The sequence below is a fragment of the Streptomyces sp. ID05-26A genome, from assembly GCF_033794685.1.
Lineage (GTDB): Bacteria > Actinomycetota > Actinomycetes > Mycobacteriales > Pseudonocardiaceae > Lentzea.
The window spans coordinates 175,553-201,318 of record NZ_JARAYZ010000009.1; the positions used below are offsets into that span (position 1 = coordinate 175,553).

The 25,766-nt window shown below is 70.5% G+C and carries 25 protein-coding genes; 9 read left to right on the top strand and 16 right to left on the bottom strand.

Features of this window, described 5'->3' with window-relative positions:
- Nucleotides 1-11 precede the first annotated feature (11 nt).
- From PV646_RS43685 to PV646_RS43700, 4 genes are all read left to right on the top strand, one after another.
- Nucleotides 12-794: an IclR family transcriptional regulator gene (locus PV646_RS43685; RefSeq protein WP_500348951.1), complete on the top strand. Its 783-nt coding sequence runs from the start codon at nt 12-14 to the stop codon at nt 792-794.
- A 77-nt stretch (nt 795-871) separates the two neighbouring features.
- On the top strand, nt 872-2,377 hold the full coding sequence (locus PV646_RS43690) for a flavin-containing monooxygenase (protein ID WP_500348952.1): 1,506 nt from the start codon (nt 872-874) through the stop codon (nt 2,375-2,377).
- Complete coding sequence (locus PV646_RS43695) at nt 2,337-2,795, top strand: cupin domain-containing protein (RefSeq protein WP_500348954.1); 459 nt, start codon at nt 2,337-2,339, stop codon at nt 2,793-2,795. Before PV646_RS43690 ends, PV646_RS43695 begins: the two co-directional genes overlap by 41 nt.
- The gene (locus PV646_RS43700; RefSeq protein WP_500348955.1) at nt 2,792-3,151 is read left to right on the top strand and encodes a nuclear transport factor 2 family protein; all 360 of its coding nucleotides are present in this window, start codon (nt 2,792-2,794) and stop codon (nt 3,149-3,151) included. The genes PV646_RS43695 and PV646_RS43700 overlap by 4 nt, the downstream gene beginning before the upstream one ends.
- 36 nt (nt 3,152-3,187) lie before the next feature.
- Here the strand turns inward: PV646_RS43700 and PV646_RS43705 are convergent, their stop codons facing one another.
- From PV646_RS43705 to PV646_RS43725, 5 genes are all read right to left on the bottom strand, one after another.
- The gene (locus PV646_RS43705) at nt 3,188-4,984 is read right to left on the bottom strand and encodes an FAD-dependent monooxygenase (RefSeq protein ID WP_500348957.1); all 1,797 of its coding nucleotides are present in this window, start codon (nt 4,982-4,984) and stop codon (nt 3,188-3,190) included.
- Between the two features lie 3 nt (nt 4,985-4,987).
- Entirely contained in the window at nt 4,988-5,344 is a 357-nt protein-coding gene (locus PV646_RS43710) for a putative quinol monooxygenase (RefSeq protein WP_500348959.1), read from the bottom strand.
- A 202-nt stretch (nt 5,345-5,546) separates the two neighbouring features.
- Nucleotides 5,547-6,575, bottom strand: coding sequence for a 6-phosphofructokinase (locus PV646_RS43715; protein WP_500348994.1), 1,029 nt, complete (start codon nt 6,573-6,575; stop codon nt 5,547-5,549).
- 75 nt (nt 6,576-6,650) lie between these two features.
- On the bottom strand, nt 6,651-7,163 hold the full coding sequence (locus PV646_RS43720) for a polyadenylate-specific 3'-exoribonuclease AS (protein WP_500348960.1): 513 nt from the start codon (nt 7,161-7,163) through the stop codon (nt 6,651-6,653).
- Nucleotides 7,164-7,184: 21 nt separating this feature from the next.
- Nucleotides 7,185-7,904, bottom strand: a complete 720-nt coding sequence (locus PV646_RS43725) for a lysophospholipid acyltransferase family protein (protein ID WP_500348962.1) — start codon at nt 7,902-7,904, stop codon at nt 7,185-7,187.
- Between the two features lie 236 nt (nt 7,905-8,140).
- Between PV646_RS43725 and PV646_RS43730 the strand changes: the two genes are divergently transcribed.
- Nucleotides 8,141-8,608 (top strand): hypothetical protein, encoded by a 468-nt coding sequence (locus PV646_RS43730; protein WP_500348964.1) that lies wholly within the window; start codon nt 8,141-8,143, stop codon nt 8,606-8,608.
- Nucleotides 8,609-8,961: 353 nt separating this feature from the next.
- Here the strand turns inward: PV646_RS43730 and PV646_RS43735 are convergent, their stop codons facing one another.
- The 7 genes from PV646_RS43735 to PV646_RS43765 form a co-directional block, all read right to left on the bottom strand.
- Entirely contained in the window at nt 8,962-9,180 is a 219-nt protein-coding gene (locus PV646_RS43735; protein ID WP_500348965.1) for a hypervirulence associated TUDOR domain-containing protein, read from the bottom strand.
- Between the two features lie 182 nt (nt 9,181-9,362).
- Nucleotides 9,363-10,361, bottom strand: a complete 999-nt coding sequence (locus PV646_RS43740; protein WP_500348967.1) for an ROK family glucokinase — start codon at nt 10,359-10,361, stop codon at nt 9,363-9,365.
- Nucleotides 10,361-10,711 (bottom strand): hypothetical protein, encoded by a 351-nt coding sequence (locus tag PV646_RS43745; protein WP_500348968.1) that lies wholly within the window; start codon nt 10,709-10,711, stop codon nt 10,361-10,363. Before PV646_RS43745 ends, PV646_RS43740 begins: the two co-directional genes overlap by 1 nt.
- 15 nt (nt 10,712-10,726) lie before the next feature.
- Entirely contained in the window at nt 10,727-11,935 is a 1,209-nt protein-coding gene (locus tag PV646_RS43750) for an ArsA family ATPase (RefSeq protein ID WP_500348970.1), read from the bottom strand.
- The gene (locus tag PV646_RS43755; RefSeq protein ID WP_452254539.1) at nt 11,932-12,372 is read right to left on the bottom strand and encodes an SRPBCC family protein; all 441 of its coding nucleotides are present in this window, start codon (nt 12,370-12,372) and stop codon (nt 11,932-11,934) included. The genes PV646_RS43750 and PV646_RS43755 overlap by 4 nt, the downstream gene beginning before the upstream one ends.
- A gap of 23 nt (nt 12,373-12,395) precedes the next feature.
- Nucleotides 12,396-13,184 carry a metallophosphoesterase family protein gene (locus tag PV646_RS43760; protein ID WP_500348972.1) on the bottom strand — a complete coding sequence of 263 codons (789 nt, stop codon included), beginning with the start codon at nt 13,182-13,184 and terminating at the stop codon, nt 12,396-12,398.
- A gap of 58 nt (nt 13,185-13,242) precedes the next feature.
- Nucleotides 13,243-13,605: a hypothetical protein gene (locus tag PV646_RS43765; RefSeq protein ID WP_500348974.1), complete on the bottom strand. Its 363-nt coding sequence runs from the start codon at nt 13,603-13,605 to the stop codon at nt 13,243-13,245.
- A gap of 116 nt (nt 13,606-13,721) precedes the next feature.
- On the opposite strand from PV646_RS43765, the gene PV646_RS43770 reads away from it, so the two are divergent.
- Together PV646_RS43770 and PV646_RS43775 are read left to right on the top strand one after the other, a co-directional pair.
- Complete coding sequence (locus PV646_RS43770; protein ID WP_500348975.1) at nt 13,722-15,518, top strand: AMP-dependent synthetase/ligase; 1,797 nt, start codon at nt 13,722-13,724, stop codon at nt 15,516-15,518.
- A 249-nt stretch (nt 15,519-15,767) separates the two neighbouring features.
- The gene (locus PV646_RS43775; RefSeq protein WP_500348977.1) at nt 15,768-18,635 is read left to right on the top strand and encodes an AfsR/SARP family transcriptional regulator; all 2,868 of its coding nucleotides are present in this window, start codon (nt 15,768-15,770) and stop codon (nt 18,633-18,635) included.
- Between the two features lie 138 nt (nt 18,636-18,773).
- Here PV646_RS43775 and PV646_RS43780 read toward each other — a convergent pair whose 3' ends face one another.
- The 4 genes from PV646_RS43780 to PV646_RS43795 form a co-directional block, all read right to left on the bottom strand.
- On the bottom strand, nt 18,774-19,877 hold the full coding sequence (locus PV646_RS43780) for a glycosyltransferase family 4 protein (RefSeq protein ID WP_500348979.1): 1,104 nt from the start codon (nt 19,875-19,877) through the stop codon (nt 18,774-18,776).
- A 10-nt stretch (nt 19,878-19,887) separates the two neighbouring features.
- Entirely contained in the window at nt 19,888-20,655 is a 768-nt protein-coding gene (locus PV646_RS43785) for a hypothetical protein (RefSeq protein ID WP_500348981.1), read from the bottom strand.
- Between the two features lie 10 nt (nt 20,656-20,665).
- Nucleotides 20,666-21,670 (bottom strand): C40 family peptidase, encoded by a 1,005-nt coding sequence (locus PV646_RS43790; RefSeq protein WP_500348983.1) that lies wholly within the window; start codon nt 21,668-21,670, stop codon nt 20,666-20,668.
- 65 nt (nt 21,671-21,735) lie between these two features.
- Nucleotides 21,736-23,016, bottom strand: a complete 1,281-nt coding sequence (locus tag PV646_RS43795; RefSeq protein WP_500348985.1) for an NYN domain-containing protein — start codon at nt 23,014-23,016, stop codon at nt 21,736-21,738.
- 258 nt (nt 23,017-23,274) lie between these two features.
- On the opposite strand from PV646_RS43795, the gene PV646_RS43800 reads away from it, so the two are divergent.
- Both PV646_RS43800 and PV646_RS43805 read left to right on the top strand, forming a co-directional pair.
- Nucleotides 23,275-24,972, top strand: a complete 1,698-nt coding sequence (locus PV646_RS43800) for a DEDD exonuclease domain-containing protein (protein WP_500348986.1) — start codon at nt 23,275-23,277, stop codon at nt 24,970-24,972.
- A gap of 237 nt (nt 24,973-25,209) precedes the next feature.
- Nucleotides 25,210-25,497 carry an Lrp/AsnC family transcriptional regulator gene (locus PV646_RS43805; protein WP_045309335.1) on the top strand — a complete coding sequence of 96 codons (288 nt, stop codon included), beginning with the start codon at nt 25,210-25,212 and terminating at the stop codon, nt 25,495-25,497.
- The last annotated feature ends 269 nt before the right edge of the window (nt 25,498-25,766 follow it).

Here is a 25,766-nt window from a genome sequence, read left to right on the forward strand (position 1 = left end):
GTCGACCAAGGATGAGTCCCAGTGACCGGGACTCGCAGTCAGGCGAGCCGAGCGGTTCACTCGAACGCGCGGCGGCGATCCTGGACGCCTTCGACGTCACGCACCGCGAGCTCGGCCTCGCCGAACTGGTGCGCAGGTCCGGGCTGCCGCGCTCGACGGTGCACCGGACCGCGGGGCGCATGATCGAACTCGGCTGGCTCGACAAGCCGGACGATCGCTACCGGATCAGCACGGGCCTGTTCAAGCTCTCCGGCCTGGTGCCCGTGCGGCACGAGCTGCGCGAGGCCGTGCTGCCGTTCCTGCAGGACCTGTACGCCGCCGCCCGCGTGACGGTGCAGCTCGGCGTGCTCGACGGCACCCGAGTGCTGGTCGTGGACAAGATCACCGGGCACCGGCCGATGCCGATGCTCGACCAGGTCGGCGGTGTGATCCCGGCCCACTGCTCGGGTCTGGGCCGCGCGATGCTCGCGTTCTCCGACTCGTCCACTGTGGACGCGGTGATCGCCGCCGGGCTGGAACGCCGCACTCCCCGCACGATCACGAGTCCGACCACGTTGCGCCGTGAGCTCGCCGCGATCCCCGACCGGGGCTGGGCCTATGACCGCGAGGAGGGCATCGTCGGCATCAGCTGCATCGCCGCTCCCATCTTCAGCGCCGGTGGCGGAGTCGCCGCGGCGTTGTCGGTGACCGGCCCGAGCGCGGCGGTGCGCCCGGACCGGATCGGGCCCGCCGTGCGGATGGCGGCCGCGGCGGCGACGCGGGCCTACTCGACGCGGCGCTGGGAGTCCCACTAGCCGGGACTCCCGGTTGGTCGCGGACTCGCGCGCGCTCCACAGTGTGGGCCGTCACATCCTCACTCAGGAGGACCAGGATGCGAGTCGCGATCATCGGCGCCGGAGTCGCCGGCCTCACCACCGCGAAGGTGCTGCTGCAGGCAGGGCACGAGGTCGAGGTGTTCGACCGGACACCGGACGTCGGCGGCGTGTGGAGCCGCACGAGGCGCTACCCCGGCCTCACCACGCAGAGCCCGAAGGCCCAGTACTCGTTCTCGGACTTCCCGATGCCCAAGGACCTGCCGGAATGGCCGACCGGCGAACAGGTGCAGGCGTACCTGGAGGCATACACGTGGCACTTCGGTGTCGACGCGTGCCTGCGGCTGGAGACGACGGTGACGTCGGTCGTGCCCGTCGACGGCGTGTGGGAGTTGACCACGCACACGGGGACGACCTACCGCTACGACCGCGTGGTCGTGGCGAACGGCGTGTTCTGCGAACCGCTGGTGCCGGACTTCCCCGGCCGTGACGAGTTCGAGGCCGCCGGTGGACGGGTGCTCGCGGGCACCGAGTTCCTCGACGTCGAGGAGGCGCGGGGCAAGCACGCCCTCGTCGTCGGGTATGGCAAGTCGGCCTGCGACGTGACGGTGCCGATCAGCGGTGTCGCGGCGAGCACGGACATCATCGCGCGACAGTTGCTGTGGAAGGTCCCTCGCAAGATCGCCGGCACCGTGAACTTCAAGATGCTGCTGCTGACGCGCATGGGCGAGGCGTTGTTCCGCTACCGGTCGCTGCGCGGGTTCGAGAAGTTCCTGCACGGCCCGGCGAACGGGATGCGGCGCTCGATGCTCAACTCGCTCGGTTCGGTGTCGGTCAAGCAGTTCGGGCTCGCGAAGCACGACCTCGTGCCGTCCGGGCAGATGGAGGACATCGTCAAGGGCGCGATCGGCCTTGCCACCGAAGGGTTCTTCGAGGGTGTCGAGTCGGGCGAGATCCGCGTGCACCGCGATCGGACGATCGCGCGGCTCAAGGCCGGTGGCGCCGAACTCTCCGACGGCACGGTGCTGCCCGCCGACCTGGTCGTGTGCGCCACCGGATTCACGCAGGGCGTGCCGTTCCTGCCTGCCGACGTGCAGGAACGGTTGTTCGACGAGCGCGGGAACTTCGCGCTGTACCGGCAGATCCAGCCGATCGACGTGCCGGGCCTGTACTTCAACGGCTACAACTCGTCGTTCTTCAGCCCGCTCAACGCGGAGATGGCGGCGCTGTGGATCGCGGCCGATCTGGCGGGAGCGCTCTCCCTTCCGGACGCTCGAGCGCGCCAGGCGGACGTGACCGCGCAGCTCGCGTTCATGGACGGCGCGACGAACAAGCACCACTGCCGCGGCACGAAGATCATCCCGTTCTCGCTGAAGAACGCCGACGAGGTGCTGGCGGACCTCGGCCTGCAGATCGGCCGGATGACCCGCGCGTCGCACTGGCTCAACCCGGTCGCGCCGTCGGCGTACCGCAAGGTCACGCCCCAACTGCTCGCCCGTCTCAGTCGAATCGAGGTTGGAGACCATGGAAACCCCCGTGAAGCATCACGTCTACCGCAGCGGTGAGGGCACGAACGTCGGTGCGATCGGCCTGGGCATCTACACGCGGCTGACCGGCGCGGACACCCAGGGCGCCTACTCGCTGTTCGAGTACGTGGTGCCGCCGAACCTCGGCGGGCCGCCCACGCACATCCACTCCCGCGAGGACGAGCTGTTCACGTGCGTGCAGGGACGGGTCGTGGTCGAGCTCGACGGCGAGGAGCACGTGCTGGGGCCGGGCGACTCGCTGCTGATGCCACGCGGGGTGCCGCACATGTTCCACAACCCGTTCGACGAGGAGACGCGTGTGGTGGCCGTCGTGTCGCCGCCGGGGCTGGAGAACTACTACCAGGCGTTGTCCGAGCTGCCGCCGGGGCCGCGTGACATGAAGCTGGTCGCGGAGATCATGGTGCAGCACGGGCTTTCGCTGCAGAAGAAGCCATGACGCGCACCGAGATGGTCGAGCGGATGTGTGCCGCGGTCGACGCCGGTGACGCCGAGGCGTTCGGTGCCTGGTTCGCATCCGACGCCACCTACGTCTTCGGCAACAACGAGCCGTTGATCGGTCGTGCCGCCGTGGTCGCCGCCACCGCTGGAGCGGCCGGAGCGTTGCCGTGGGTGCGGCACGTCGTCGACCAGGTCGCGGAGGTCGGGGACCAGCTGTTCTGCCGGTTCACGATCGAGACCGAGGCGCCGGACGGGAAGCAGCTCGCGTTGCCGTGCGTGACGGTGATCTGGATGTCCGGCGAGGAGATCGTGGACTACCGCGTGCACATGGACATATCGCCGGCGATGGGGTGAAGGAGGGGCCCGGCCACTTTGACCGGGCCCCTTCTCCTACGCGGCTTGGACTTGCCGGGTGGTGGGGCGGTGCAGCCGGGCGAGGAACCGTTGGCAGGCCTCGAAGTCGAGCTCGTCGCAGCGCCAGGCGACGTGGCCGTCCGGCCTGATGACGTAGAGGGCCTGCGAGTCCGGTTCGGTGAGGCCGTAGTGCTCGAACACCTGCCCCGAGTCGGCTCGGTGCACGCGGTCGTCCTGCCTGGCTTCGACACGGGCGACCAGGTGGCCGGAGACACCGAGTTCTCCCAGCCGGGCCGTCGTGGCGGCGATCTCGGCGGTGGTGAGGTGCTTGCGGGACAACGCGATGACGTGCAGCCGGTAGTCCTGCAGCAGGTCGAACACCTGCTCGCGGTCGTTGATCCTGGCGTCCGGCACGCGCTGGCCCGCGAGCGGACCCTTCAGCGAGTAGAGCAGTTCGTTGACGTTGATCTCGCTGGGCCGGTAGCCGAGGCTGATCTGACTGAGCCGGTGGAACGACTTGCGGTGCGGGATCGGGGCCGCCGACATCCGTCCGACGAGGAACGGTCCCGCGGTGTCGCGCAGCCACGCCCGCCAGCCGTGCAGGCCCGCCGCGACCCGGTAGAGGCGGTCGGTGAACTTCAGCAGCCGCACGCCCGCCGGGTGCCGTTCCGCGGAGTAGGTGTCGAGCAGGTCCACGCCCTCGGTGATCGCCGCGGCGAGCTTCCAGGCGAGGTTGGCGGCGTCGTGCAGACCCGTGTTCATGCCCTGGCCGCCAGCCGGGGAGTGGATGTGGGCGGCGTCGCCGACGAGGAAACCCCGGCCGCGGCGGTAGTCGTCGACGCCGCGCAGGTGGACCTGGTAGCGGCTGGTCCAGATCGGCGCGCTGAGGGTGACGTCCAGGTTCATCGCCCTGCGCAGCTCGGCCTGGAGGGTGCCGAGGTCGAACTCGGCGTTCGGGTCGCCGAAATCGGTGACCATCACGCGTGAGGTCTCGGCGCCCTCGAGGGGCAGGAACAGGCCGATGCGGTCGCGGTTCATGAACACCCGGAAGTGCGCGTGGTCGAGCGGCCACTCGACCCTGCAGTCGGCCAGGAGGTAGCGCTGGCCGTACTTGTCGCCGTCGAAGGCGAGGCCGAGCTGCTGCCGGACGGTGCTGTGGGCGCCGTCCGCTCCGACGACGTACTGGGCGGTGATGGTGCGCTCGCCGAGGACCGCGGTGACGGCGTCGTCGGTCTGGCGCAGTTGCGTCAGCCTCGTGTCGCGGCGGACCGTGACGCCGTGCCGGGCGAGGTCCCGGAGCAGCACCTCCTCCACTTCGGACTGCGGTGCCATCAGGATGAACTGGTACGGCGTGGTCGCGGCCTTCGCGCGGTCGAAGTCGAGGCCGCCGACGTGCCTACCCCTGATGTGGAAGCGGATACCGGTCGTGACGACGCCGCGTCCGAGCAGTTCGTCGGCCAGTCCGATGCTTCTGAACAGCTCGATCGTGCGGGCCTGGACGGCGAACGCCCTCGACTCCGTGGCCGGCCCGGCGTTGGCGTCGACCACGCAGACCTTGACGCCCTGGCGGACCAGCAACGCCGCTGTCATCAGCCCGCTCGGACCGGCGCCGACGACGAGCACGTCGCAGTCGTGGCGGGCCGCCCGTGCCCCGGTGGTCTTCGGTGGGGCGACCGTGGGTTTCGGGCGGGTTCGCGACTTGCCGAGACCAGCCAGGAACCCGCCGCCGGGACGGGCGGTGACCTGCGGCAGCGGGTTACCGGTGAGCCTGCCCCACATCCCGCGGGTGAGCAGGAAGAGCAGGGTGACGACGGCGAAGATCAACAGGCCCACGGCTCACCTCACCGCCGGCAGGGTGCTGGACATGCGCAGGAACTGCTGCCGCAACGGGCCCGCGACCAGCGGCTGGATCGCCTGAACGAACTCGTGGACGTACGGCTCGGCGAGGTGCTTCTCCAGGTCCTGCTTCGACCGGAACACCTCGTAGATCACGAACTGCGACCGGTCCGCGCGGTCGCGGTGGACGTGGAACTCGATCGAGCCCTCTTCGGCGCGCAACGGCTCGACGAGGCCGAGGATCAACGCCTCGACCTGGTCCTCACAGCCCGGCTTGGCCTGGCAGAAACCGAGGTGGGTGTACGGCCCGGTCTCATCGGCGTCCGGCTCGGGCAGGACGACTCGCGCGTCGCTCATCGGGTCTCCTCAACTGCTCAACGGATGGTGAATTCACCATCGCAGTCAGCGAGAGCCCGGTCACAGCGGGAGTCCCAGCGAGCGGGACCCGTCGCCCCTTATGCAAAAGACGTTTGCGGTCGTCCGCAAACGTCTTTTGCACAACCGATATATCGGATATTGGATATTGCCAGATCAGACCTGGTCAGGCCCTGGATCGGACTCAGGCGCCGAAGAAGACCTCGGCCTCTTCGTAGCGCTCCGTCGGGACGGTCTTGAGCTCCGCGGTCGCCTCGGACAGCTTCACGCGCACGATGTCGGTGCCGCGCAGCGCGACCATCGTGCCGAAGTCACCGGCGGCGACGGCGTCGACGGCGTGCAGGCCGAAGCGGGTCGCGAGGACGCGGTCGTAGGCGGTCGGCGTGCCACCGCGCTGGATGTGGCCGAGGACGGCCGCGCGGGACTCCTTGCCGGTGCGGTCCGCGATCTCCTCCGCGAGCCACTGGCCGACGCCGCCGAGGCGGACGTGACCGAAGGCGTCGCGCTCACCGGAGTGCAGCACCTCGGCGCCACCCTCGGGGATCGCACCCTCGGCGACGACGATGATCGGCGCGAACTCGCTCTCGAAGCGGCGCTCGACGTGCTCGACGACCTTGTCGACGTTGAACGGGCGCTCCGGGACGAGGATGACGTTCGCGCCACCCGCGAGACCCGAGTGCAGCGCGATCCAGCCGGCGTGACGGCCCATGACCTCGACGACGAGCGCACGGTGGTGCGACTCGGCCGTGGTGCGCAGGCGGTCGATGGCCTCGGTCGCGATGTGGACGGCCGTGTCGAAGCCGAACGTGTAGTCCGTGGCGCCGAGGTCGTTGTCGATCGTCTTCGGCACACCCACGACGCCGATGCCGTCGTCGGTCAGGCGCTTGGCGACACCGAGGGTGTCCTCGCCGCCGATCGCGATGATGGCGTCGATCTGGTTCTCCGCGATGGTCTCGCGGATCCGGTCGACACCGCCCTCGACCTTGTAGGGGTTCGTGCGCGACGAGCCCAGGATGGTGCCACCGCGGGTCAGGATCTCCTCGACGTCCGCGAGGTCGATCGACTTGGTGAGGTTCTCGATCGGGCCCTGCCACCCGTTGCGGAACCCGACGATCTCCCAGCCGTGCGCCTTGATCCCCTTGCGGACAACGGCCCGGATCACAGCGTTCAGACCGGGGCAGTCACCACCGCCAGTGAGCACACCGATGCGCATCTGCTTCCCCATCTCTCGTGTTCTGTGTCACGCAGACTTTCACGAGCTGTATCGGTGCAGCAACGCGGGTCTCACTTACCGGACGGGAAAGCCGATTTTCTGCCGCTGTTCCTCGATGACCTTCCAGCGCGCGAGGTTGTGCCGTGCGTCGGCGAGGGCGTCGTGGGCGTCCACCGGAGGGGCCGGCAGCTTGGGGCGGCCGACGTCGTCCCAGCGTTGCCGCAGGTCCCGGGTGAACCGGGGCAGCGAGCGCGGCAACGCGGGCATCGCACCCCACAGCTGCGCCAGCGCCACGTGGTCGTAGGCGGCGAACCACGCCCACAGCTCGACCTCGTCGCGTGCGGCGTTGCGGGCGCCGAGGAAGTCGAGCAGGTCCTCGCGGATGCGGGCACGGCTGCGCCACGCCTTGTCCGCGGGCGAGGGCAGCTGGTTGAGGACGTTCTGCCGCACCCACGGCCCCGCGCGATCGGGGTCGAACTCGGTGGACACGGCGTAGAACTCGCGGCCTTCCTCGTCGACCACGCCGATCGACACGAGGTCGATGGTCAGCCCGTCCTCGATGAACTCACAGTCGTAGAAAAACCGCACCGCGACACCCTAGGGGTGCGGTCAGCTCGCCTTCTTCTCGGGCACCCGGTCGCTCTTCTTGCCCTGTTCGGGCACGTCGGCCGTCTGCTCCTTGGCCTTCGCCGCGTAGACGTCGACGTACTCCTGCCCGGAGAGCTCCATCAGCGCGTACATGATCTCGTCGGTGATGGACCGCAGCACGAACCTGTCACCCGACAGGCCCTCGTAGCGGGAGAAGTCGAGCGGCTTGCCGATCTTGATGCGGATCGGGTGCGGCTTCCACATCCTGGAGCCGATGGGGTTCGCCTTGTCCGTGCCGAACATCGCCACCGGGATGACCGGCGCACCGGACTCCAGCGCGATCCACGCGACACCGACCTTGCCCTTGTAGAGGCGGGCGTCGGGCGAGCGCGTGCCCTCGGGGTAGATGCCGAGCAGCTTGCCCTCGCGCACGATCCGCACGCCGGTGTCGAGCGCTCCCTGCGCGGCGGACGCGCTGGACCGGTCGATCGGCACCTGGCCGACGCCGGAGAAGAACCACTTCTGCAGCTTGCCCTTGATCCCGGTGCCGGTGAAGTACTCGATCTTGGCGGGGAATGTCATGCGCCGCGACAGCATCAGCGGCAGGAAGAAGGAGTCCGACACGGCGAGGTGGTTGCTCGCCAGGATCGCTCCGCCCTCCTTCGGGATGTTCTCGGCGCCCTCGATGATCTTCGGCTGGAAGAACAGCCGCAGAATCGGTCCCAGGAGGACGTGCTTCATCAACCAGTACAGCACCTTGGGAAGCGCCTCCCTTAAGACCCCGCGAACCTTGATCCCGACATTCAGCCTACGGAGCCGACCGCACCTCACACAACGAGTCCCAGTTTTAGGCGTCAAGACCATGTCGGACGACCGGTTCCGGGAGCGTGACTGGGCCGACTGCCGTAACCCGCAACACATCCCGCTCGTGCAACGATGTGGGGTCAGAGGGTTGCGGCTTTGTGGAGAGGCTCTGGATGAACGCCCGGCGCGACTCGACCGACGGACCGGAGAACGTCGACGAGCTCTTTGCCGAGATCGTCGCGGGTCTCGAGCGGGACGGGGTCGGCAAGGACTGGCTCGACCTCGACGAGGCGAGCCCGGAGAACGGGCACGGCGAGCCCGAGCCACGTACGGTCGTGGCGGACGACCCCACGCCGGACCCCGTCGACGAGCCCGAACTCCGAGATCCCGCCGACGAGGACCACTACGTCCCGCCGGAGCCGCCGCCGTTCCCGGTGCTGCGCGCTTCGACGTTCGCGGCCCTCGGCCTGTTCGTCCTGGGCATCCTGCTCCTGGTCGCACCCGGCATCTTCGGCCTGCAGTCGCGCATCGGCACGCCGCTGTCGCTGGTGGCGTTGTGCGCGGGTGTCGGCTGGCTGATCCTGCGCATGCGCAACACCCCTCCGCCGGACTCGGGATGGGACGACGGCGCCCAGGTGTAACGACGTGATAACGGCCACTCAAACCTTCAGATAACGATTGGGTCATGCCTACCGTGTCCGGCATGGACCAGATGCAGCACCTGATGATGGCCCGCGCCATGGCGACCCTGAGCAAGAAGGACGCGGCCAAGCGCCGTCGTCCGCGCATCCTGCGCCTGCTCGGCCGTTAGTCGCTCGCCGGCACTCCGTCGGCCGCTCGACTGGGTGTTCGCGGCGGGCGAACACACCCCGACACGCTCGCCGCGACACTCCCAAATCGATATATCAGTCACGCTGACCTGCACCCTTGCAACAGGTCTTTTGACTTCGTACGCAAACGACTCGTTGCAAAGGCCGGCGGAAGGGCCTGCGGGTCAGCTGGAGCGCTTCCGCAGAGCGGACGGCTTGTGCACCGCGTCCCTGCCGCTCTTCGCGCTCTCCACGCGGTACTGGGGCTCGTCCTCCGACGCCTTCACCTTGCGGCCCGCCGCCTCCTTCTCCTCGGTGATCTCCTCCTTCACCTCGCCGTGGGTCGTCGAGCCGTGGCTCGACCACTCGACCTCGTCACCCGGCTCGTAGGACTGCTTCGTCATGACACGCGGGTACCCCACTCGGACGAACCAACCCGAGCGGGAGGAGCAACGTGCGCGACGACGAGCAGGACCAGACCCGGAAGGACTTCGGTGCCGCGGTCAACGTCCGGGCGCCGACGTCGAGGACTCCCGCTGGCGCTACTCGCTGATGAACTCGGGCCACGGCCCCCTGGAGAAGTGACTCAGGACCGGCGTGCGTGGTTCTTGGCCGCCCGTGTGGCCATCTGGCCGCTCAGCTGGGCGGCCGACTCGCGGGCCAGGGTCGCCGCGCCCACGATGCCCGCGTCGTCGCCGAGCTGGGCGGTGCGGATCCTGGCCAGCGGGCGGTGGCCCGCTCCGGTCACGACGGACGAGTAGCGCTCGCGGGCGTCGTCGAGGAACAGCGGCGCCGACGTCGACACGCCTCCCCCGATGACGATCACCTCGGGGTCGTACACGTCCGCGACCAGCGCCAGGCCCTCGCCGAGCCAGCGGGCCAGGTCGGCCATCGCGCGCTGGGCCAGCGGGTCGCCGTCGCGGGCCGCTCCGGCCACCCGGCGGCCGGTCACCGCGCGCGAGTCGCCTGCCGCCTCGCGGGCCAGGACGGTCGAGACACCGGGGTGCTTGGCGAGCAACTCCACCGCCGTCGCGCTCAGGGCGGTGCCACTGCAGTAGCGCTCCCAGCAGCCGTTCTTGCCGCACGGGCAGGGGCGGCCGTCCGGGACGACGCGCAGGTGGCCCAGTTCGGGGGCCACGCCGTACGCGCCGCGGAAGACCTCGCCGTTCAGCAGCAACGCGGCGCCGATGCCCGTGCCGATGGCGACGAGCACGGCGGTCTTGGCTCCGCGGGCCGCACCGAAGCGGTGTTCGGCCAGCGCGGCGGCGTTCGCGTCGTGTTCCAGCACGACCGGCATGCCCAGGCGGTCGCTCATGCGGTCCGCCACGTCGGCCTGCCGCCACGCGAGGTGCGGCGCGAACCGGACCGTGCGGCGGTCCGAGGCGATGAAGCCCGCGACAGCCAGCCCGACGGCGTTCACCTTGTGACGGGCCGCCACCTCTTCCACCGCGGCGACGATCGCGTCCTCGAGGGCGCGTTCACCCGCGGGCGTGGGGGCGCGGGAGGTGTCCAGCACCGAACCACGCGGGTCCACGACTCCCGCGCGCACGCTGGTGCCGCCGATGTCCACTCCGACGGTGAGCACTAGTCGGACTTCCTGACGACCTTGATGTGCTGCACGCGCTGGCCCGCCTCCGGCGCCGGCTCGTCATCGGCCTGAGGTGCCGGTGGCGTGGTGCCGGGCTCGCGCAGGGCCGCACGCAGCACCGCCACCAGGCCCGCGGCGTGTTCGGCGGCCTTCGCGGCCAGCTCGGAGCGGTCGCCGCGCAGCAGCGCCACGCCGTTGCACAACGGGCACCAGCCGCACGTCTCGGGCGTGTGCGAGCCGTCGCCCGCCTCGGAGACGCGCTGCAGCCACGGCTGCATGCGTTCGGCGGCCGTGTCGATGAGCAGCCGCAGCTCCTCGGCGAGCTTGCCGTTGTTGTCCTGGGTCATCTGCAAGCTCCTGAATCAGCGCCAGAGGGAAGGGTCCGGGCGGAACCCCACCGTGACGCCACCCGAGTCCATCTCCGCACCGGTGACGATGCAGCGCCTCAGCAACGACGGCAGTGCCACGAGCCGACGCCGGCCGTCCACCGTCAGCGCCAGGTCGTCGCCCACGCGTGCGAGGTCCAGCTCCGTGTCGTCTGCCAGCGGCAACGCGATCCGCAGCGAGTATCGGGCGTCGAGCCCGCGCCCGCTGCCCGACACCTCCAGCAACGATTCCGCGACAGCGGCGCCCGGCAACGGGTCCGAGTCGCCGTAGAGCTGCTCGGCGACCTCCAGCAACGCCGGCACGCCCACGGGCTCCGACGCGCGGTGGTCGACCGTGCGGATCTCACCGATGCCGGTCAGCTCGGCCAGCACGGCGTCCTGCTCGTGCCGGCGGGTCCGCAGCCACGTGGCGGCGGCACCGCGCGCGGCACCCGGTGAGGGCACCAGCCGGTTCGCGATCACGCTGTCGACGCGGATCCCCTGCAACGCCAGGGCTGTCAGCGTGCGGCGGGTCTCGGCGGCGACGACGCGTTCGGGCGTCAGCACCAGCCGCACCGAGCACGACGACGCGTCCGTGAGCATCGAGCGCAACGCGTCGAGCCGCTCGGCGAGCCGGCTCAGCGCGTCGGCGGTCGCGTCCCACTTCTCGACGGTCCCGGTGCCCGCGACGCCCGCGAGCAGGCCCCGCACCACGCGCCGGTGGGTCGGGAAGAGCCGTTCGAGGTACCCCGCGAACGCCTCGGGCAGCGACAGCAGCCGCAACGTCTCCGCGGTCGGCCCGCAGTCGACGACCACGACCTCCCACGGCCCGGACGCGGCGAGCCGCCGCACCTCGGCGAGGGCCAGCAGCTCCTCGACGCCGGGCAGCACGGTGAGTTCCTCGGCGTCGAGCTCGTCGACGCCGGCGCCGGCCAGCACGGTCCGCAGGTGCCCGCGCAGGTCGCCCCAGGCCTCGTCGACGAGGCCGCGCGGGTCGATCTGGCAGGCGAACAGGCCGTCCGATCCGTCTACTTCGGACGGTTCGGCGCCGAGACGCACGTCGAGCGCGTCGCCCAGCGAGTGCGCGGGGTCGGTGGAGACCACGAGCGCCTTGCGGCCGTGCGCGGCCAGCGAGGCGGCCGTGGCGGCCGACAGCGTCGTCTTGCCGACCCCGCCCTTGCCGGTGAAGAGCAGGACCCGGCTCAAGCCGCCTTCTCCGCGCGCTTCTTGAGCTCCTTGAGCGCGGTGTCGAGGATCAGCTTCTCGGCCTTGCGGCGGAACAGCCCGATCATCGGGATCACCAGCTGCACCGACAGCGTGTAGGTGACCTTGGTGCCGGTACCGGACGGCGCCAGCACGTAACTGCCCTGCTGCGCCTTCTGCATGGTGCCCTTGACGAGCTCCCACTTCACCGACAGGCCGTCGGCGGACCAGTCGTACTTCAGGGTGTACTCGTCCTTCACGGGACCCTGGTCGATCGCGAACCGCACCTGTTCGGCGCGGCCGTCGTCGCGGGTGTCGAGGACCTCGACTTCCTTCATCCCGTTCGCCCAGTCCGGGTACGACGGGAAGTCCGCGATGATCGCCATGATCTTCTCAGGCGGAGCGTCGATGACGATGGACTGAGTGGACTCGTCGGCCATAGACGTGGAGGCTACTCGCGTGGCTACCAATTCAGGACGTGAGGCTTGCCGCTGCGCTGGAAGTGCCCGACGTTGATGCACTCGGTGTAGCCGACGCGCACGCGCCTGGCCAACGGCTGGTGCACGTGCCCGAACACCGACCAGCGGGGCCGTTCGCGCTCGATCTTGGCCAGCGCCGCCCGTGATCCCCACTCGGGACGGCGCGCGACGACGTCGTAGGTCAGTTCCGGTACGAGTGGCGGGATGTGCGTGCACAGCACGTCGACCTGCCCCATCCGCTCCAGCGCCGAGGCCATGTCCTCCTCCGTGCGCAGGTACGGGTACCACGGCGCGTTGGGGTTGCGGACCAGTCCGGGCACCATCAGCCCGCCGCCGGCGAAGCCGAACTTCAGCCCGCCGATCTCCGCGGCCTCGCCGTCGAGGACGTGCACTCCGTCGCCGGCGAACTGCGGCCACAGCTGCGGACTGTCCACATTGCCCGGTGTCGCGTACGTCGGCGCGGACATGGCGCCGAACAACGCGTGGTACTGCTCCAGCACCGCTTCTTCCACGACGGAACGGGCGTCGGCGAGCCCGTCCCACAGCGACCGGATGTAGCCCGCCGTGTCGGCGCGCCGGGTGCCGCGTCGCAGTTCGGCGAAGATCCCGACCTTCTCCGGCCCGAAGACGCGGCCGAGGATCCCCTTGGAATGGTCGTGGTAGTCGACGAAGTCGATCAGGTCGCCGAGCACGACGAGGGCGTCCGCACCGTCACCGGCGCGCGCGAGCGCCTCCGCGTTGCCGTGCACATCGGAAACCACGTGAACCCGCACGCTTCCAACTTAGTTGACGCCGCATGGGGGTGTTCCGCGAGACGCGCGTCAAGCAAGATCACACTGCCGGCGGGCAGCCGGCCGGGCGGCCGTCCTCCAGAGTCAGCTTGAGACCCAGCGAGACGGACTTCGCGTCGAGCTGACGGCGTTGCACCTCGCGGCGGGCGTCGCGCGGTGTGAACGACCCGGCGGGTGAGTCAGCGCGGAGGAAGTAGTGCACCACGGTGCCGTCGAGCACGGGCTCGAGCCAGACCTCCATCGTGCCGACGAGCGCGCCGCCGACGGTCCAGCGCAGGCCTTCGTCGCCCCTGTCGGCGTAGACGTCCAGCTCGAGATCGGGCCAGAACGCCCGCCACGACGAGGGCGCCGCGAAGGCTGCGGCGACCACACTGGGTGGTACCGCGAGGAAGGTTTCGTCCACGACGTCCACGCTGGCCATAAGGACAAAAGGTAACGGAAGGGCGTACCCACCTTTGTATCGCCGGAATCACACGCTAGGTTTCCCCACCAGTAACATTTCACCGTACGGAGGTTGACGTGCGCGAGTTCAGCGTCCCCGCCACCGCCGCTGTGGCTCCGGAGGAAAACCTCACCGACATGGTGTGGGCCAACGCGGAGCGCTTCGGCAACGCCGTCAGCTTCCGCAGGCAGGTCGACGGCACCTGGATCGACATCACCGCGCGTGACTTCGCCGCGCAGGTCATGGCGGTCGCCAAGGGCATGATCGCAGCCGGTCTCGAACTGGGCGATCGCGTCGGACTGGTCTCCAAAACACGCTACGAGTGGTCCTTGCTCGACTTCGCCATCTGGGCGGCGGGCGGCGTCGTGGTGCCCATCTACGAGACGTCGTCGGCGGACCAGATCGAGTGGATCCTGTCCGACTCCGGCGCGACGGCGGTGTTCGTCGAGGCGTCGTCGCACCGCGCGATGGTCGACGGCTCCGTCGGCAAGCTGCCCGAACTGCGCCACGTGTGGCAGATCGACGGCTCGGCCGCCGCGGTCGACGAACTGACCGCACTGGGTGCCGAGATCACCGACGAGCAGGTGCACGAGCGCCGCAAGCAGGTCCAGGCGGACCACACGGCGACGCTCGTCTACACGTCCGGCACCACCGGCCGTCCCAAGGGCTGCACTCTGACGCACCGCAACCTGCTGTCCGAGGTGCGGTCGGCGCTGTCGCGGTTCCCGGAGATCCTCACGGCCGGCAACTCGCTGCTGCTGTTCCTGCCGCTCGCGCACATCCTGGCGCGTGCCCTGTACCTCGCGTGCGTGTACTCGCGGGCGACGCTGGGCCACACCGCGGACGTGAAGAACCTCGTCGAGGACCTCGGCCAGTTCCGCCCGACGTTCGTCGTCGCGGTGCCGCGCGTGTTCGAGAAGGTCTACAACGGCGCGAAGCAGAAGGCGCACGCCGGCGGCAAGGGCAAGATCTTCGACGCCGCCGAGGCCACGTCGGTCGCCTACAGCACGGCGCTCGACAACGGCGGACCCGGCATCGGCCTGCGGATCAAGCACACCGTGTTCGACAAGCTGGTGTACACGAAGCTGCGGGCCGCCCTGGGCGGTCGTGCGGTCGCGGCGGTCTCCGGTGGCGCGCCGCTGGGTGCCCGCCTGTCGCACTTCTTCCGCGGCGCGGGCATCCCGGTCTACGAGGGCTACGGCCTGACCGAGACGTCGGCGGCGGCGTGCGTGACGTTCCGCGGCCAGGAGAAGGTCGGCACGGTCGGCCTGCCGGTGCCCGGCACGTCGGTGAAGATCGCCGAGGACGGCGAGATCCTCATCAAGGGCGACATCGTGTTCACCGGCTACTGGAACAACGAGGCCGCCACCAAGGAGGCCTTGGAGGACGGCTGGTTCCACACCGGTGACATCGGTGAGCTCGACACCGACGGGTTCCTGAAGATCACGGGCCGCAAGAAGGAGATCATCGTCACCGCCGGTGGCAAGAACGTCTCCCCCGCGCAGCTCGAGGACCGGATCCGGGCGCACCCGCTGATCTCGCAGTGCATGGTCGTCGGCGACAAGCAGCCGTTCATCGGCGCGCTGATCACGATCGACCCGGAGTTCTTCCCGTCGTGGAAGGAGTCCCACGGCAAGCCGGCGAGCGCCGAGGTCCCCGACCTGATCGAGGACGCGGACCTGCTGGCCGAGATCCAGGCCGTGGTGGACGACGCGAACAAGTCGGTGTCCAAGGCCGAGGCGATCCGCAAGTTCCGGGTGCTGCCGGTCGACTTCACCGAGGCGGGCGGCGAGATGACGCCGTCGCTGAAGCTGAAGCGCTCGGTCGTGGCGACGACCTACTCGGCCGACATCGACGCGATCTACGCGAAGTAACAGCAGGTCGAATGCGCGAAAGGCCCAGGAGCTGAAGAGTGCTCCTGGGCCTTTCGACCCCCAGCGATCGTGATCCGCGGAACTTTCCGCCGAACCCGAGAAGTTGTTGCCCCGGCCCCCCGACCGGGACGAGGAGAAGATTGCCGTACGGCGCTGACGTATCGCTGACGCGCCGATGTCACTCGGCGACAGCGCGCCAATAGTCTGTGGGCAGGACGGGGTAGATCCGGCTCGCACGAGAGGTAGACGATGGTTTCGGGTCCGCAGTTCCGGCTGCTCGGCCCGATGGAAGTACGCCTGGAGACCACCGCTGTCGTGTTGCGCGCGGGCAAGCACCGGGCGTTGCTCGCGGCGTTGCTGCTGCGGCCGAACCGCGTCGTCCCCGTGACGGAACTCGTCGAGCACGTGTGGGGGGACACACCGCCGGCGCGCACGCGGGGCACGTTGCAGACGTACGTGATGCGGCTGCGGGCGGCGCTGGGCGATCCGTCGTTGATCCAGACGGCCGCGGACGGCTACCGGATGCGGGTCGACCCGCTGGCCGTGGACGCACACCTGTTCGCGGACGCGGCGGCTCGCGGACGTGCGGCGTCGTCGTCGAACGACCTGGTCACGGCGCGGAAAGCGTTTGCCGAGGCGTTGGAGTTGTGGCGGGGCCCGGTGTTGTCGGACGTGCCCTCGGAGACGTTGTACTCGGAGCACGCGCCGCGGCTGACCGAGCTGCTGATGACGGTGCACGAGCAGCGGATCGACGTGGAGCTCGCGCTCGGCAACCACTCCGACCTGGTGCCGGAGCTGTTCGGGCTGACGCGGGACCACCCGTTGCGCGAACGGTTCTGGGCGCAGCTGATGCTCGCGCTCTACCGCAGCAGCAGGCAGGCGGAGGCGCTGGAGGCGTTCCGCCAGCTCGACCGGACGCTCGACGAGCAACTGGGCATCGACCCGTCGCAGGAGCTGCGGTCGTTGCACCAGGCGATCCTGGTGGGGGCGCCCGAGTTGGCGGCGCCGGTGGTGCGGCGGGAGCCGGAACGGGTGCCGTCGTCGCCGATGCGGCTGCCGGACGACATCGCGGACTTCACCGGGCGGTCCTGGCACGTGGAGCGGGTCTCGGGGCTGATCACGGGCGGGTCGGTGCCGATCGTGACGCTGGCGGGGCAGCCGGGCGTGGGCAAGACGACGCTCGCGGTGCGCGTGGCGCACCTGCTGCGGGACCGGTTCCCGGACGGGCAGCTCCACGTCGACCTGCGCGGGTACGCGCTGGGGGCCCCGGCGGACGGGGTGGACGTGCTGTCGCGGTTCCTGCGGGCGCTCGGGGTGCCGCCGGACGAGATCCCGCCGGACGCGGACGAGCAGAGCACGATGCTGCGGTCGTTGCTGTCGGAGCGGCGGATGCTGCTGGTGCTCGACAACGCCTCCGCGCCGGACCAGGTGCGGCCGCTGCTGCCGGGAACGGCGTCGTGCCGGGTGATCGTGACGTCGCGGAGCGACCTGCGCGGGCTGATCGCTTTGAACGGCGCGCGGACCGTGCCGGTGGACGTGTTCCCGGCGGCGGAGTCGGCGGCGCTGCTGGAGAAGCTGCTCGGGCCGGGTGACCACGCGGAGCTGGCGGCGCGGTGCGGGCACCTGCCGCTGGCGTTGCGGGTGGCGGCGGCGTACCTGGCCGGGCGTGACGACGTGACGATCTCCGGTTCGCCGATCGAGCTCGCCTACGCCGCGCTGCCTCCCGCGCCGCAGCGGTTGTTCCGGCTGTTGTCGCTGGCGCCGGGGCCGGACTTCACTCCGGAGGCCGCGTCCGCGCTGGCCGACGTCGACGCCGAGGGCCTGCTGACGGTGCTGACGATCGCAGGGCTGGTCGTGTCGCCGACGCCCGGCCGCTACCGGTTCCACGACGAGCTGGTCCGGTACGCCGCCGCGTTGCGGGAGGAGGCGGACAGCCCGCCGGAGCAGCAGGTGGCGTGGACGGCGCTGGTGAACCACTACCTGCGCGGCGTCGAACGCTGCGCCGAGCTGCTCTACCCCGGGATCGTGCGGCTGCCGTCGTCGGCGTCGGGACCGTCGCCGCGGATCTCGACGTCGGCCGAGGCCCTGGCGTGGCTCGACGCCGAACGCCCGAACCTGATCGCCGCCATCCGGCACGCGGCCGAGCACGGCCCCGCGGTGATGGCCTGGCAGCTGGCGGACGCGCTGCGCGGCTACCTCTGGATCGGCCAGCACGTCGGTGAATGGCTCGCGACGGCCCACCACGGCCTGCAGGCCGCCCAGGAGTCCGGGCACCGCCCGGCCGAGGCCGCGATGCACGCGAACCTCGGCACCCTCTACCTGCGGCTGGGCGAGTACGCACGCTCCGTCGAGCACCACGACCGCGCCATCGACCTGTACCGGGAACTGGGCGACAAGGACGCCGAGGCGGGCGCGCTCAACAACCTGAGCCTCGTGCACCGCCGCTCCGGCGACCTGGTCGCCGCGCGGGACACCCTGGTCCTCTGCCTGGAGATGCTGCGCTCGGCGCCGGCGGACAGCGTCAGCACCGGCCTGTACAACCTCGGCCAGCTCGCCGTGGAACTCGGCGAGATCGACGGCGCGGTCGAGCACTTCTCGCAGGCGCTGGCCCTGGTCCCGAACGCCGACAGCCACACCTACCTCGGCATGGCCCTGCGCCTGCGGGGGCGTCCAATCGAGGCGCGGGCCCACCTCGAACGCGCCCTGGAGATCGGCAACGTCCCCGCCGGCGAGGCCGAGACCCTGGAGAACCTCGCCGCTCTGGAACTCGCCGCCGGCGACACCGACGCGGCCCTGTCCCTGGCGTCACGCGCCCTGTCCCTCGTGGCCGACGGAGGTGACCAGCAGGTGGCCGCGTCGGTCCGGATCACGCTCGGCGAGATCCGCCGCGCCCTCCTCGACTTCGACGCCGCCGCCGAACTGTTCGAGCAGGCCCTGGCGACGGCCCGGCGGATCGGCTACGCCTCGGGCGAGGTCCGCGCGCTGATCGCCCTGGCCGTGGTGCTGCGGGATCTCGACCGTCCCGAGGAGGCGCGGGCCGCCGCCGATCAGGCCGTGCGGCGGAGTGCCGAACTGGGATTGCGCGCTCTGGAGCACCGGGCCCGCGAACTCGCGTGACCTGTCCGCTCTCCACCGCTCCGCCCGGCCGTCCAGAGCTGCACGCAGCCGCGATACGCCCTGTATACAGGCGGTCGACGTCCTGCATGGAGCGTGCGGATACCGCTGTTCAACCGCTGGGAACGTCGGGCACCGGGTTCAGCCGATGAGGTTTTCGAGCCGGTGTGCGAGCTGGTCCCAGCGCCAGTGGTCGCTGACCCACTCCCGGCCGGCGCGGCCCATCTTGGCCGCGGTCCCGGGGTCGGCGAGGAGCGAGGCGATCCGCGAGGCGACGGCCTCGACGTCGAGGCCGTCGACGACGTTGCCGGTGATGCCGTCCCGCACGGTCTCGGGAGCCCCGCCGGAGCGTCCGGCCACGACGGGCAGCCCGGTCGCGGAGGCCTCCAGGTAGACGATGCCGAGCCCTTCGACGTCGAGGCCTCGGCCACGGGTGCGGCAGGGCATCGCGAAGACGTCGCCGGCGTTGTAGTGCGCGGGCAGTTCCTCCCACGGCACCGAGCCGGTCAGCACGATGTCGCGCGAACCGGCGGCCATCTTCTCGAGCGTCTTCCGGTACGGCCCGCCGCCGACGATCAGCAGCGCGGCGTCCGGCACCGAACGCTGGATCAGCGGCAGCGCCCGGATCAGGACGTCCTGTCCCTTGCGCGGCACCAGGCGCGACACGCACACGACCACTGGCCGGTCGCCCAGGCCGTGGCGCTCGCGGATCTCGGCGCGCGCGGCGGGATCCGGGCGGTACTGCTCGGTGTCCACACCGGACGGAAGGTGCTCCAGCGCCGCCATCGGCCCGAACGCCGCCGAGAACCGCGAACGGGTGTAGCGGCTGACGTAGGTCACAACGTCCACACCGGACCCGATGGCCCCCAACGCCTGACGCGCCACCGGAAGCATCGACCAGCCGACCTCGTGCCCGTGCGTGCACGCCACCGAGCGGCTCAACCCGAGCGACGGCGCCAGCAACGCCAGCGGTGCCGCCGCCCCGAACCACGCCGCCTCGCACGACTCGGCGCGGGCGATGTCACGGGCACGGCGCAGGACGTCCGGCGTCGGCAGCATCAGCGACGTGGGATGCCGCACGACCGGGAACGGCTGCTCGGCGTCGAACTCCTCCGCGCCCTTCCACTTCGGCGCGTAGACGACGAGCGAGTCCTGGGGCAGCCGTGTCGCGAACGCGTGCAGGTAGGACTGGATGCCACCGGGGCGGGGCGGGAAGTCGTTGGTCACCAGCAGGGTTCGGCGCACGAACCCAACGCTATCCGATGCTCGTTTTCAGGAACTCACGCCAGCCCGCCACGTCGACGACGCGGGCGTCCACTGCGGACAGCGACGCGTGCCGCAGGAAGAAGTCCACGACACCACGCTCCCCCAGCCGTGACTCCAGGTAGACCATGATCGAGTACGCCTGCTGGTAGGCCAGGTCCCGCCCGGCACCGCCGAAGTCGGCCGGCAGCGCCGCGACGTCCGATTTCAGCAACGGCGCGGCCTGACGCAGCGACAGCCCCGTGCGGTGGAACGCCACCCAGTCCGCGAACCCCTCCACCAGCCACAGCGGCGCCGAGTCGGAGGTCAGGTCGCGCGTCGCGACGTGCGTGATCTCGTGCCGCAACAGCACGCCCAGTTCCACGTCCGACAGCGCCGCGGCGCGCACCCGGTTGAGGACGACACGCTGCCCGGAACCGTCCCTGATGGCGATCCCGGCCATGTCCGCGAAGGCGGGCCCGACGAGCGACACGAGCTCGGTGTCCGACGCCGGAACGACGACCTCGACCCGTCGATCCCAGCTGATATCCAATATATCGCCGACGTCGCGCACTGACGCGTCCAGCAACCCCAGCACTCGCATCGCAATCTCGCCATCACAAGAACTGCTGGTCACGGTGCCGGACGTGGCCGTCAGCACCGCTTCATTGCAATGGTCGTTTGCGGTCGACTGCAACTCAACGGGCCGTAATGCAACGCTGATGCCCAGCAGGAACGTCATGGCGACGGTGATCGCCAGCAACGTCCGAAGGTGCTTCACCGGCGCAACGCTAGCCCTCGATGCGCCGAATCACCGCGATGGGCCCGATGGCGTCGATAGGTGCGATCTTCACCGGCTGCCCCTCCGTGGAGGCGTGCACGGCCCGTGCGTTGTCCACGGCCATGGCGACGTGCGATCGGCTCGCGTAATAGATGAGCAGGTCGCCTGCCCGGACCTCGGACCGCGACACGGCGCGGCCGATCCCGGCCTGTCCACCGGACGTGCGCGGGATCGCGATTCCGGCAGCCGCGTACGCCTTCATGGTCAGCCCGGCGCAGTCCCACTGGTCGAAGCCCGTGGCGCCGTACCTGTACTCGTCCCCGCGCTGCGCCAGCGCGAAGGTCAGCGCGGTTCCCGCCACCCCCGAGGGCGCGCTGATCGGCGCGCGGTCGCCGGGGTCGCGCAGCTGGTTCACGACGGGCGGGGGCAGCCGCGTCAGCGCCGTCCGCACCTCGCTGATCTGCGCCTGCAACGCCCGGTTGCGGCCGTCCAGATCGCTCTTCAGCTTCTCGGCCGCCGCGGTGGTCTCCGCGGCACGGGCACGCGCGCTCTCCGCAACCTGGTGCGCCTGCCGGGCCTTCTCCACCGCCGCGGACAGCCGTGCGAGCGACTCCGCGTTGTCGGCGGCCAGCACCCGCATCATCTCGAGGCGGTTCAGGAAGTCCTGCTGCGAGTCCGCCACGAGCAGCGCCGACAGCTGGTTGAACCGCGCGCCCTCGAACGACGCCTGGGCGATCAGGTCGACCCGCCCCTGGAAGTCGTCCTCGTCGCGCTTGGCCTGCCGCTCGATCTGCTGCGCGGCCGCCACCGTCGCGGTCGCGCGCTCGAGCTCGGCGCGGCGCTGGGTGAGGTCTTCCTGCGCGCGGAGGACCTCTTCGTTGAGCTTTGTCGCCTGCGCTGTCAGCTCCGCGTACGCGCGCGCGGGATCAGCCGGTTGCGCAGCCGAGGACACAGCCGGTGTGACCGGGACCAACAGCAGGAGAACCACGAGAACACGGGTGAAGTTGCGCGACATGAGGTCGCCGATCCCCCTCGCCAGAACAAGACCGCCAAGATCGACGGCGTCAGGCTACCGGGTGATCAAACGCGCCCGAGACGGGCCAGCAACACAGCGGACGGCACGGGGTGCGCGCCCCGACGGCGGACCGAGTCCGCGACCGCGCGGTCCGACGTCACCACCACCACGGGCCGGCCCTCGGGCTCCGCCGTGACCAGCGCGCGAATCACGTCATCGGCCAGCACACCGGGGTCGCTGAAGAGCACGCGCACGCCCCGAGGAGCCGCCGCGGGCACCGCGACCACTCCAGCGCCGTCGAAGACCAACGTCACCTCTGCGCCCGTGCGCGCGGCAAGGACCGCAAGCTGGTGCACGAGCCGATCACGTTGATCCGACAGCGACAGCTCCGGATAACCGGTCTTCGTGACGTTGTAGCCGTCCACCACCAGGTGCACCGCGGGCAACGCCAGCAACCGGTCCAGCGCCGCCGGGTCCTCCACGCGGCCCACGACACCCTGCGACGCGCTGGCACCCCGCACGAGGTCGGCCGGACGTGGTCCGGTGCCACCCAGGGCCAGTTCGCGGCGCAGGCCCGTCACGGCGCCGTCCATGGTGTCCACGAGCAACGCGAGGCGCACCTCGTCGGCCTGCCGAGCCTCCCGCGCGGACTGCCGCGCCACCTCGGCGTCCGCGATCGCCCGCTGTGCCTTGCCGCGCTCGGTCTCGGCGCGGTCCCGCTCCCGGTCGCGCTCGGCGACCAGGCGCTTGACCTCGTCGGCGGTGCGCAGCTGGATCTTCTCGACCTCGCCCGCCGCGGCCTCGGCGGCGTCCTTGGCCTCGCGCAGCTTCACACCCTGCTCGCGCAACCGCTTGCGCAGGCGTTCCAGCTCGACCTCGGCATCCGCGCGGACGCGTTCGGTCGCGCCGTCGAGCTGGGTGCGCTCGGACCGCAGCCGTTCCAGTTCGCCTTCCATCCGCTCGGCGCGCGCGACGGCCGCGTCCCGTTCGGCTCGCAGCGTCGCGTCGCCCACCCGCCGCGAGACCAGTTCGACGTAGTGCGGTGCGACGTCGTCTCCGGTCAGCACCGCCGCCGCGGCCGCCGTCACCGGGTCCGGTGAGGTCACCTCGAGCGTCGACGGCCTGTTCTTGCGCAACCACTCGACCACCGCGGTGCGGAAGTTCGCCGAGTCCCGCAGGCCGGCCACGACCTGCGAGCCGCCCAGGCGAGCGCGTTTGGTCGGCGCGAACTTCGCCACCGGCCGCAGGTGCTGGGGCACGTCGACCTTCGCCATCTCGCCCAGCGCGTCCGCGCCCAGCTCGGCCAGTCTCACCCGCAACGGCTCCGGCAGGGCCGACCAGTCCACAGAGGATTCACCAGCGGAATCGTCGGCGGACTCACCTGCCTCATCGGCAGGATGGTCGGACTCGGGCTCGGGCATCGGGTCTGGCACCCCACCAGGCTAGAGCCCCGTGACTCGAGCACCGCATGGACGTGTCCGCCCTTCGGAACAACGATCTGGAAAAGATCACCCCACCGCCACTCCAATGGAGCAACCGCAGGTCAGACCGTTCCCGAAGATCAGCTCCAAAAATTGTCGGACCCCGTCGCTAACGTCAGCCACGTGACCGGACAACTGTCCTTCGACGAGCTCGGGACGCCCCTGCGCGACACGACCTTCGTCGTCTTCGACCTGGAGACGACGGGGGGCAGCGCCGAGGAGGACGCCGTCACCGAGATCGGCGCGGTCAAGGTGCGCGGCGGCCAGGTCCTCGGCGAGTTCGCCACGCTCGTCGACCCGGAGCGCGGCATCCCGCCGATGGTGGCCCAGCTGACCGGGATCACGCAGCTGATGGTCACGGGCGCGCCGACCATGAAGACGGTGCTGCCCGCGTTCCTGGAGTTCGCGGCCGGATCGGTCGTGGTGGCGCACAACTCGGGCTTCGACGTCGGCTTCATGAAGGCCGCCTGCGAACGGCACGGCTACCGCTGGCCCAAGCCGTCCGTCGTGTGCACGGTGAAGCTCGCCCGCAGGGTGCTCAGCCGTGACGAGGCGCCGTCGTGCCGGCTGTCGGCGCTCTCGGACCTGTTCCAGACGGAGACCAAGCCGACGCACCGGGCGCTGGCCGACGCCCGCACGACCGTCGAGGTGCTGCACGCGCTGCTGGAGCGGGTCGGCAACGTCGGCGTGCACTCGCTCGAGGAGTTGCTGGCGTACCTGCCCGAGGTGACACCGGAACAACGCCGCAAACGCTCGCTGGCCGCCCACCTGCCGTCCACACCGGGCGTGTACCTCTTCCGCGGCCCGAAGGAGGAGGTCCTCTACGTCGGCACGGCGTCGGACCTGCGCCGCCGGGTCCGGCAGTACTTCACGGCCAGCGAGGGCAGGCGCAGGCTGCGCGAGATGGTGTCCCTCGCCGTGCGCGTCGACGCGGTGGAGTGCTCTCACCCGCTGGAGGCGGAGGTGCGCGAGTTGCGGCTGCTGCGCGCCCATCGCCCCGCCTACAACCGTCGCTCGAAGAACCCCCACCACGCCTGGTGGCTGACGCTGACCGACGAGCCGTTCCCCCGGATCTCCCTGGTCAAGGTCCCCCGGGACGGCGCGCTGGGCCCCTTCCGCACCCGCAGGGCGGCCGAGTCGGTCGCGGAAGCGCTGCTCGACGCCGTACCGCTGCGCTCGTGCACCATCAAGATCCCGGCGACGAACCAGCGCGCCTCGCCGTGCGCGCTGGCCGAACTGGACCGCTGCAAGGCGCCCTGCGCGGGCAGGCAGTCCGTGGACGAGTACTCCCCCGCCGTCGTCGCCGTGCGCGATCTGGTCGTCGGCCGCAGCGCCGACCCGTTGCGCACGCTCATCTCCCAGCTCGGTGGCCTGGCCTCAGCCGAACGGTTCGAAGAGGCCGCTCGCCGCCGCGACCGCCTGGCGGGCCTCGTCCGCTCCCTGGACCGGGCCCAACGCCTGGCGGCCCTCGCCGCGCTTCCGCAACTGGTGGCCGCGAGACCCGACCGCGAAGGCGGCTGGGAGTTCTCGGTCGTCCGCTACGGCCGCCTCGCCTCCGCCGGGGTCGCCCGCAGGGGCACCCGCCCGATGCCGGTGGTCGACGCTCTCGTCGCCTCGGCGGAAACGGTCATCCCGACCCCCGGCCCGCTGCGCGGCGCACCCCCGGAGGAAGCCGGCGTCGTCCTGCGCTGGCTCGACCAGCCCGGCACCCGCCTCGTCTACGCGGACGAGCCCTGGTCCTCCCCCGCCGGTGCCGCCGCGGCCTGGGTGCCGTGGGCCGAGCAAGCCGCGAGCGCCCGCCCGATCCGCGACTGGAACTGACCCGGACACCCCGTCGTGCACGCCCTTATGCAAAAGACGTTTGCGGACGTCCGCAAACGTCTTTTGCATAAGGGTGGATAAGTGCAGGTCAGCCGTAGCGCGCCCAACCGATATATCAGTTGGGATGTCGACAAAGCGACACGAACGGAGAGCGGCGACGTCCTCACGCCGGTGATCAGGCGGTAGGGCAGACTACGGGTGCTTGAGACACCGGAGCCCAGACCCGAGGAGGACGCCGTGGTCACCGCCATCGTGCTGATCCAGGCCGCCGCCGAACGCATTCCCGAGGCCGCGCAGGAGATCGCCGACATCGACGGAGTCACCGAGGTGTACTCCTGTGCCGGTGACGTGGACCTGATCGCGCTGGTGCGGGTCAGCAAGCACGAGGACCTCGCAGCCCTGGTGCCCGGCAAGATCAGCAAGGTCGCGGGTGTGCTGAACACCGACACGCACATCGCGTTCCGCAGCTACTCCAAGCGCGACGACGAGGCCGCGTTCGCCATCGGACTCGACGACGCCCAGTAGGCAGAGGCAGTAGGGCCAGAGGCAGTAAGCCAGAGGCCGGCAGACATGACGAAGGCCCCCGTGAGAGTTCACGGGGGCCTTCGTCATGTCCAGCTGTGGATCAGGCCTTCGGGTCGGAAGGCTTGCCCGCGAGCTCGCTGGCCTCGTCCTGAGAGCTGAGGCCCTCAGAAGCGTGGATGTGCTTGCGCGCGTTCTGCAGGGCCACGGTCTCCTCGACCGGGTCCGGCGACCACGTGCTGCCGACGACCGGGTGACCGGCCGAGCCGAGC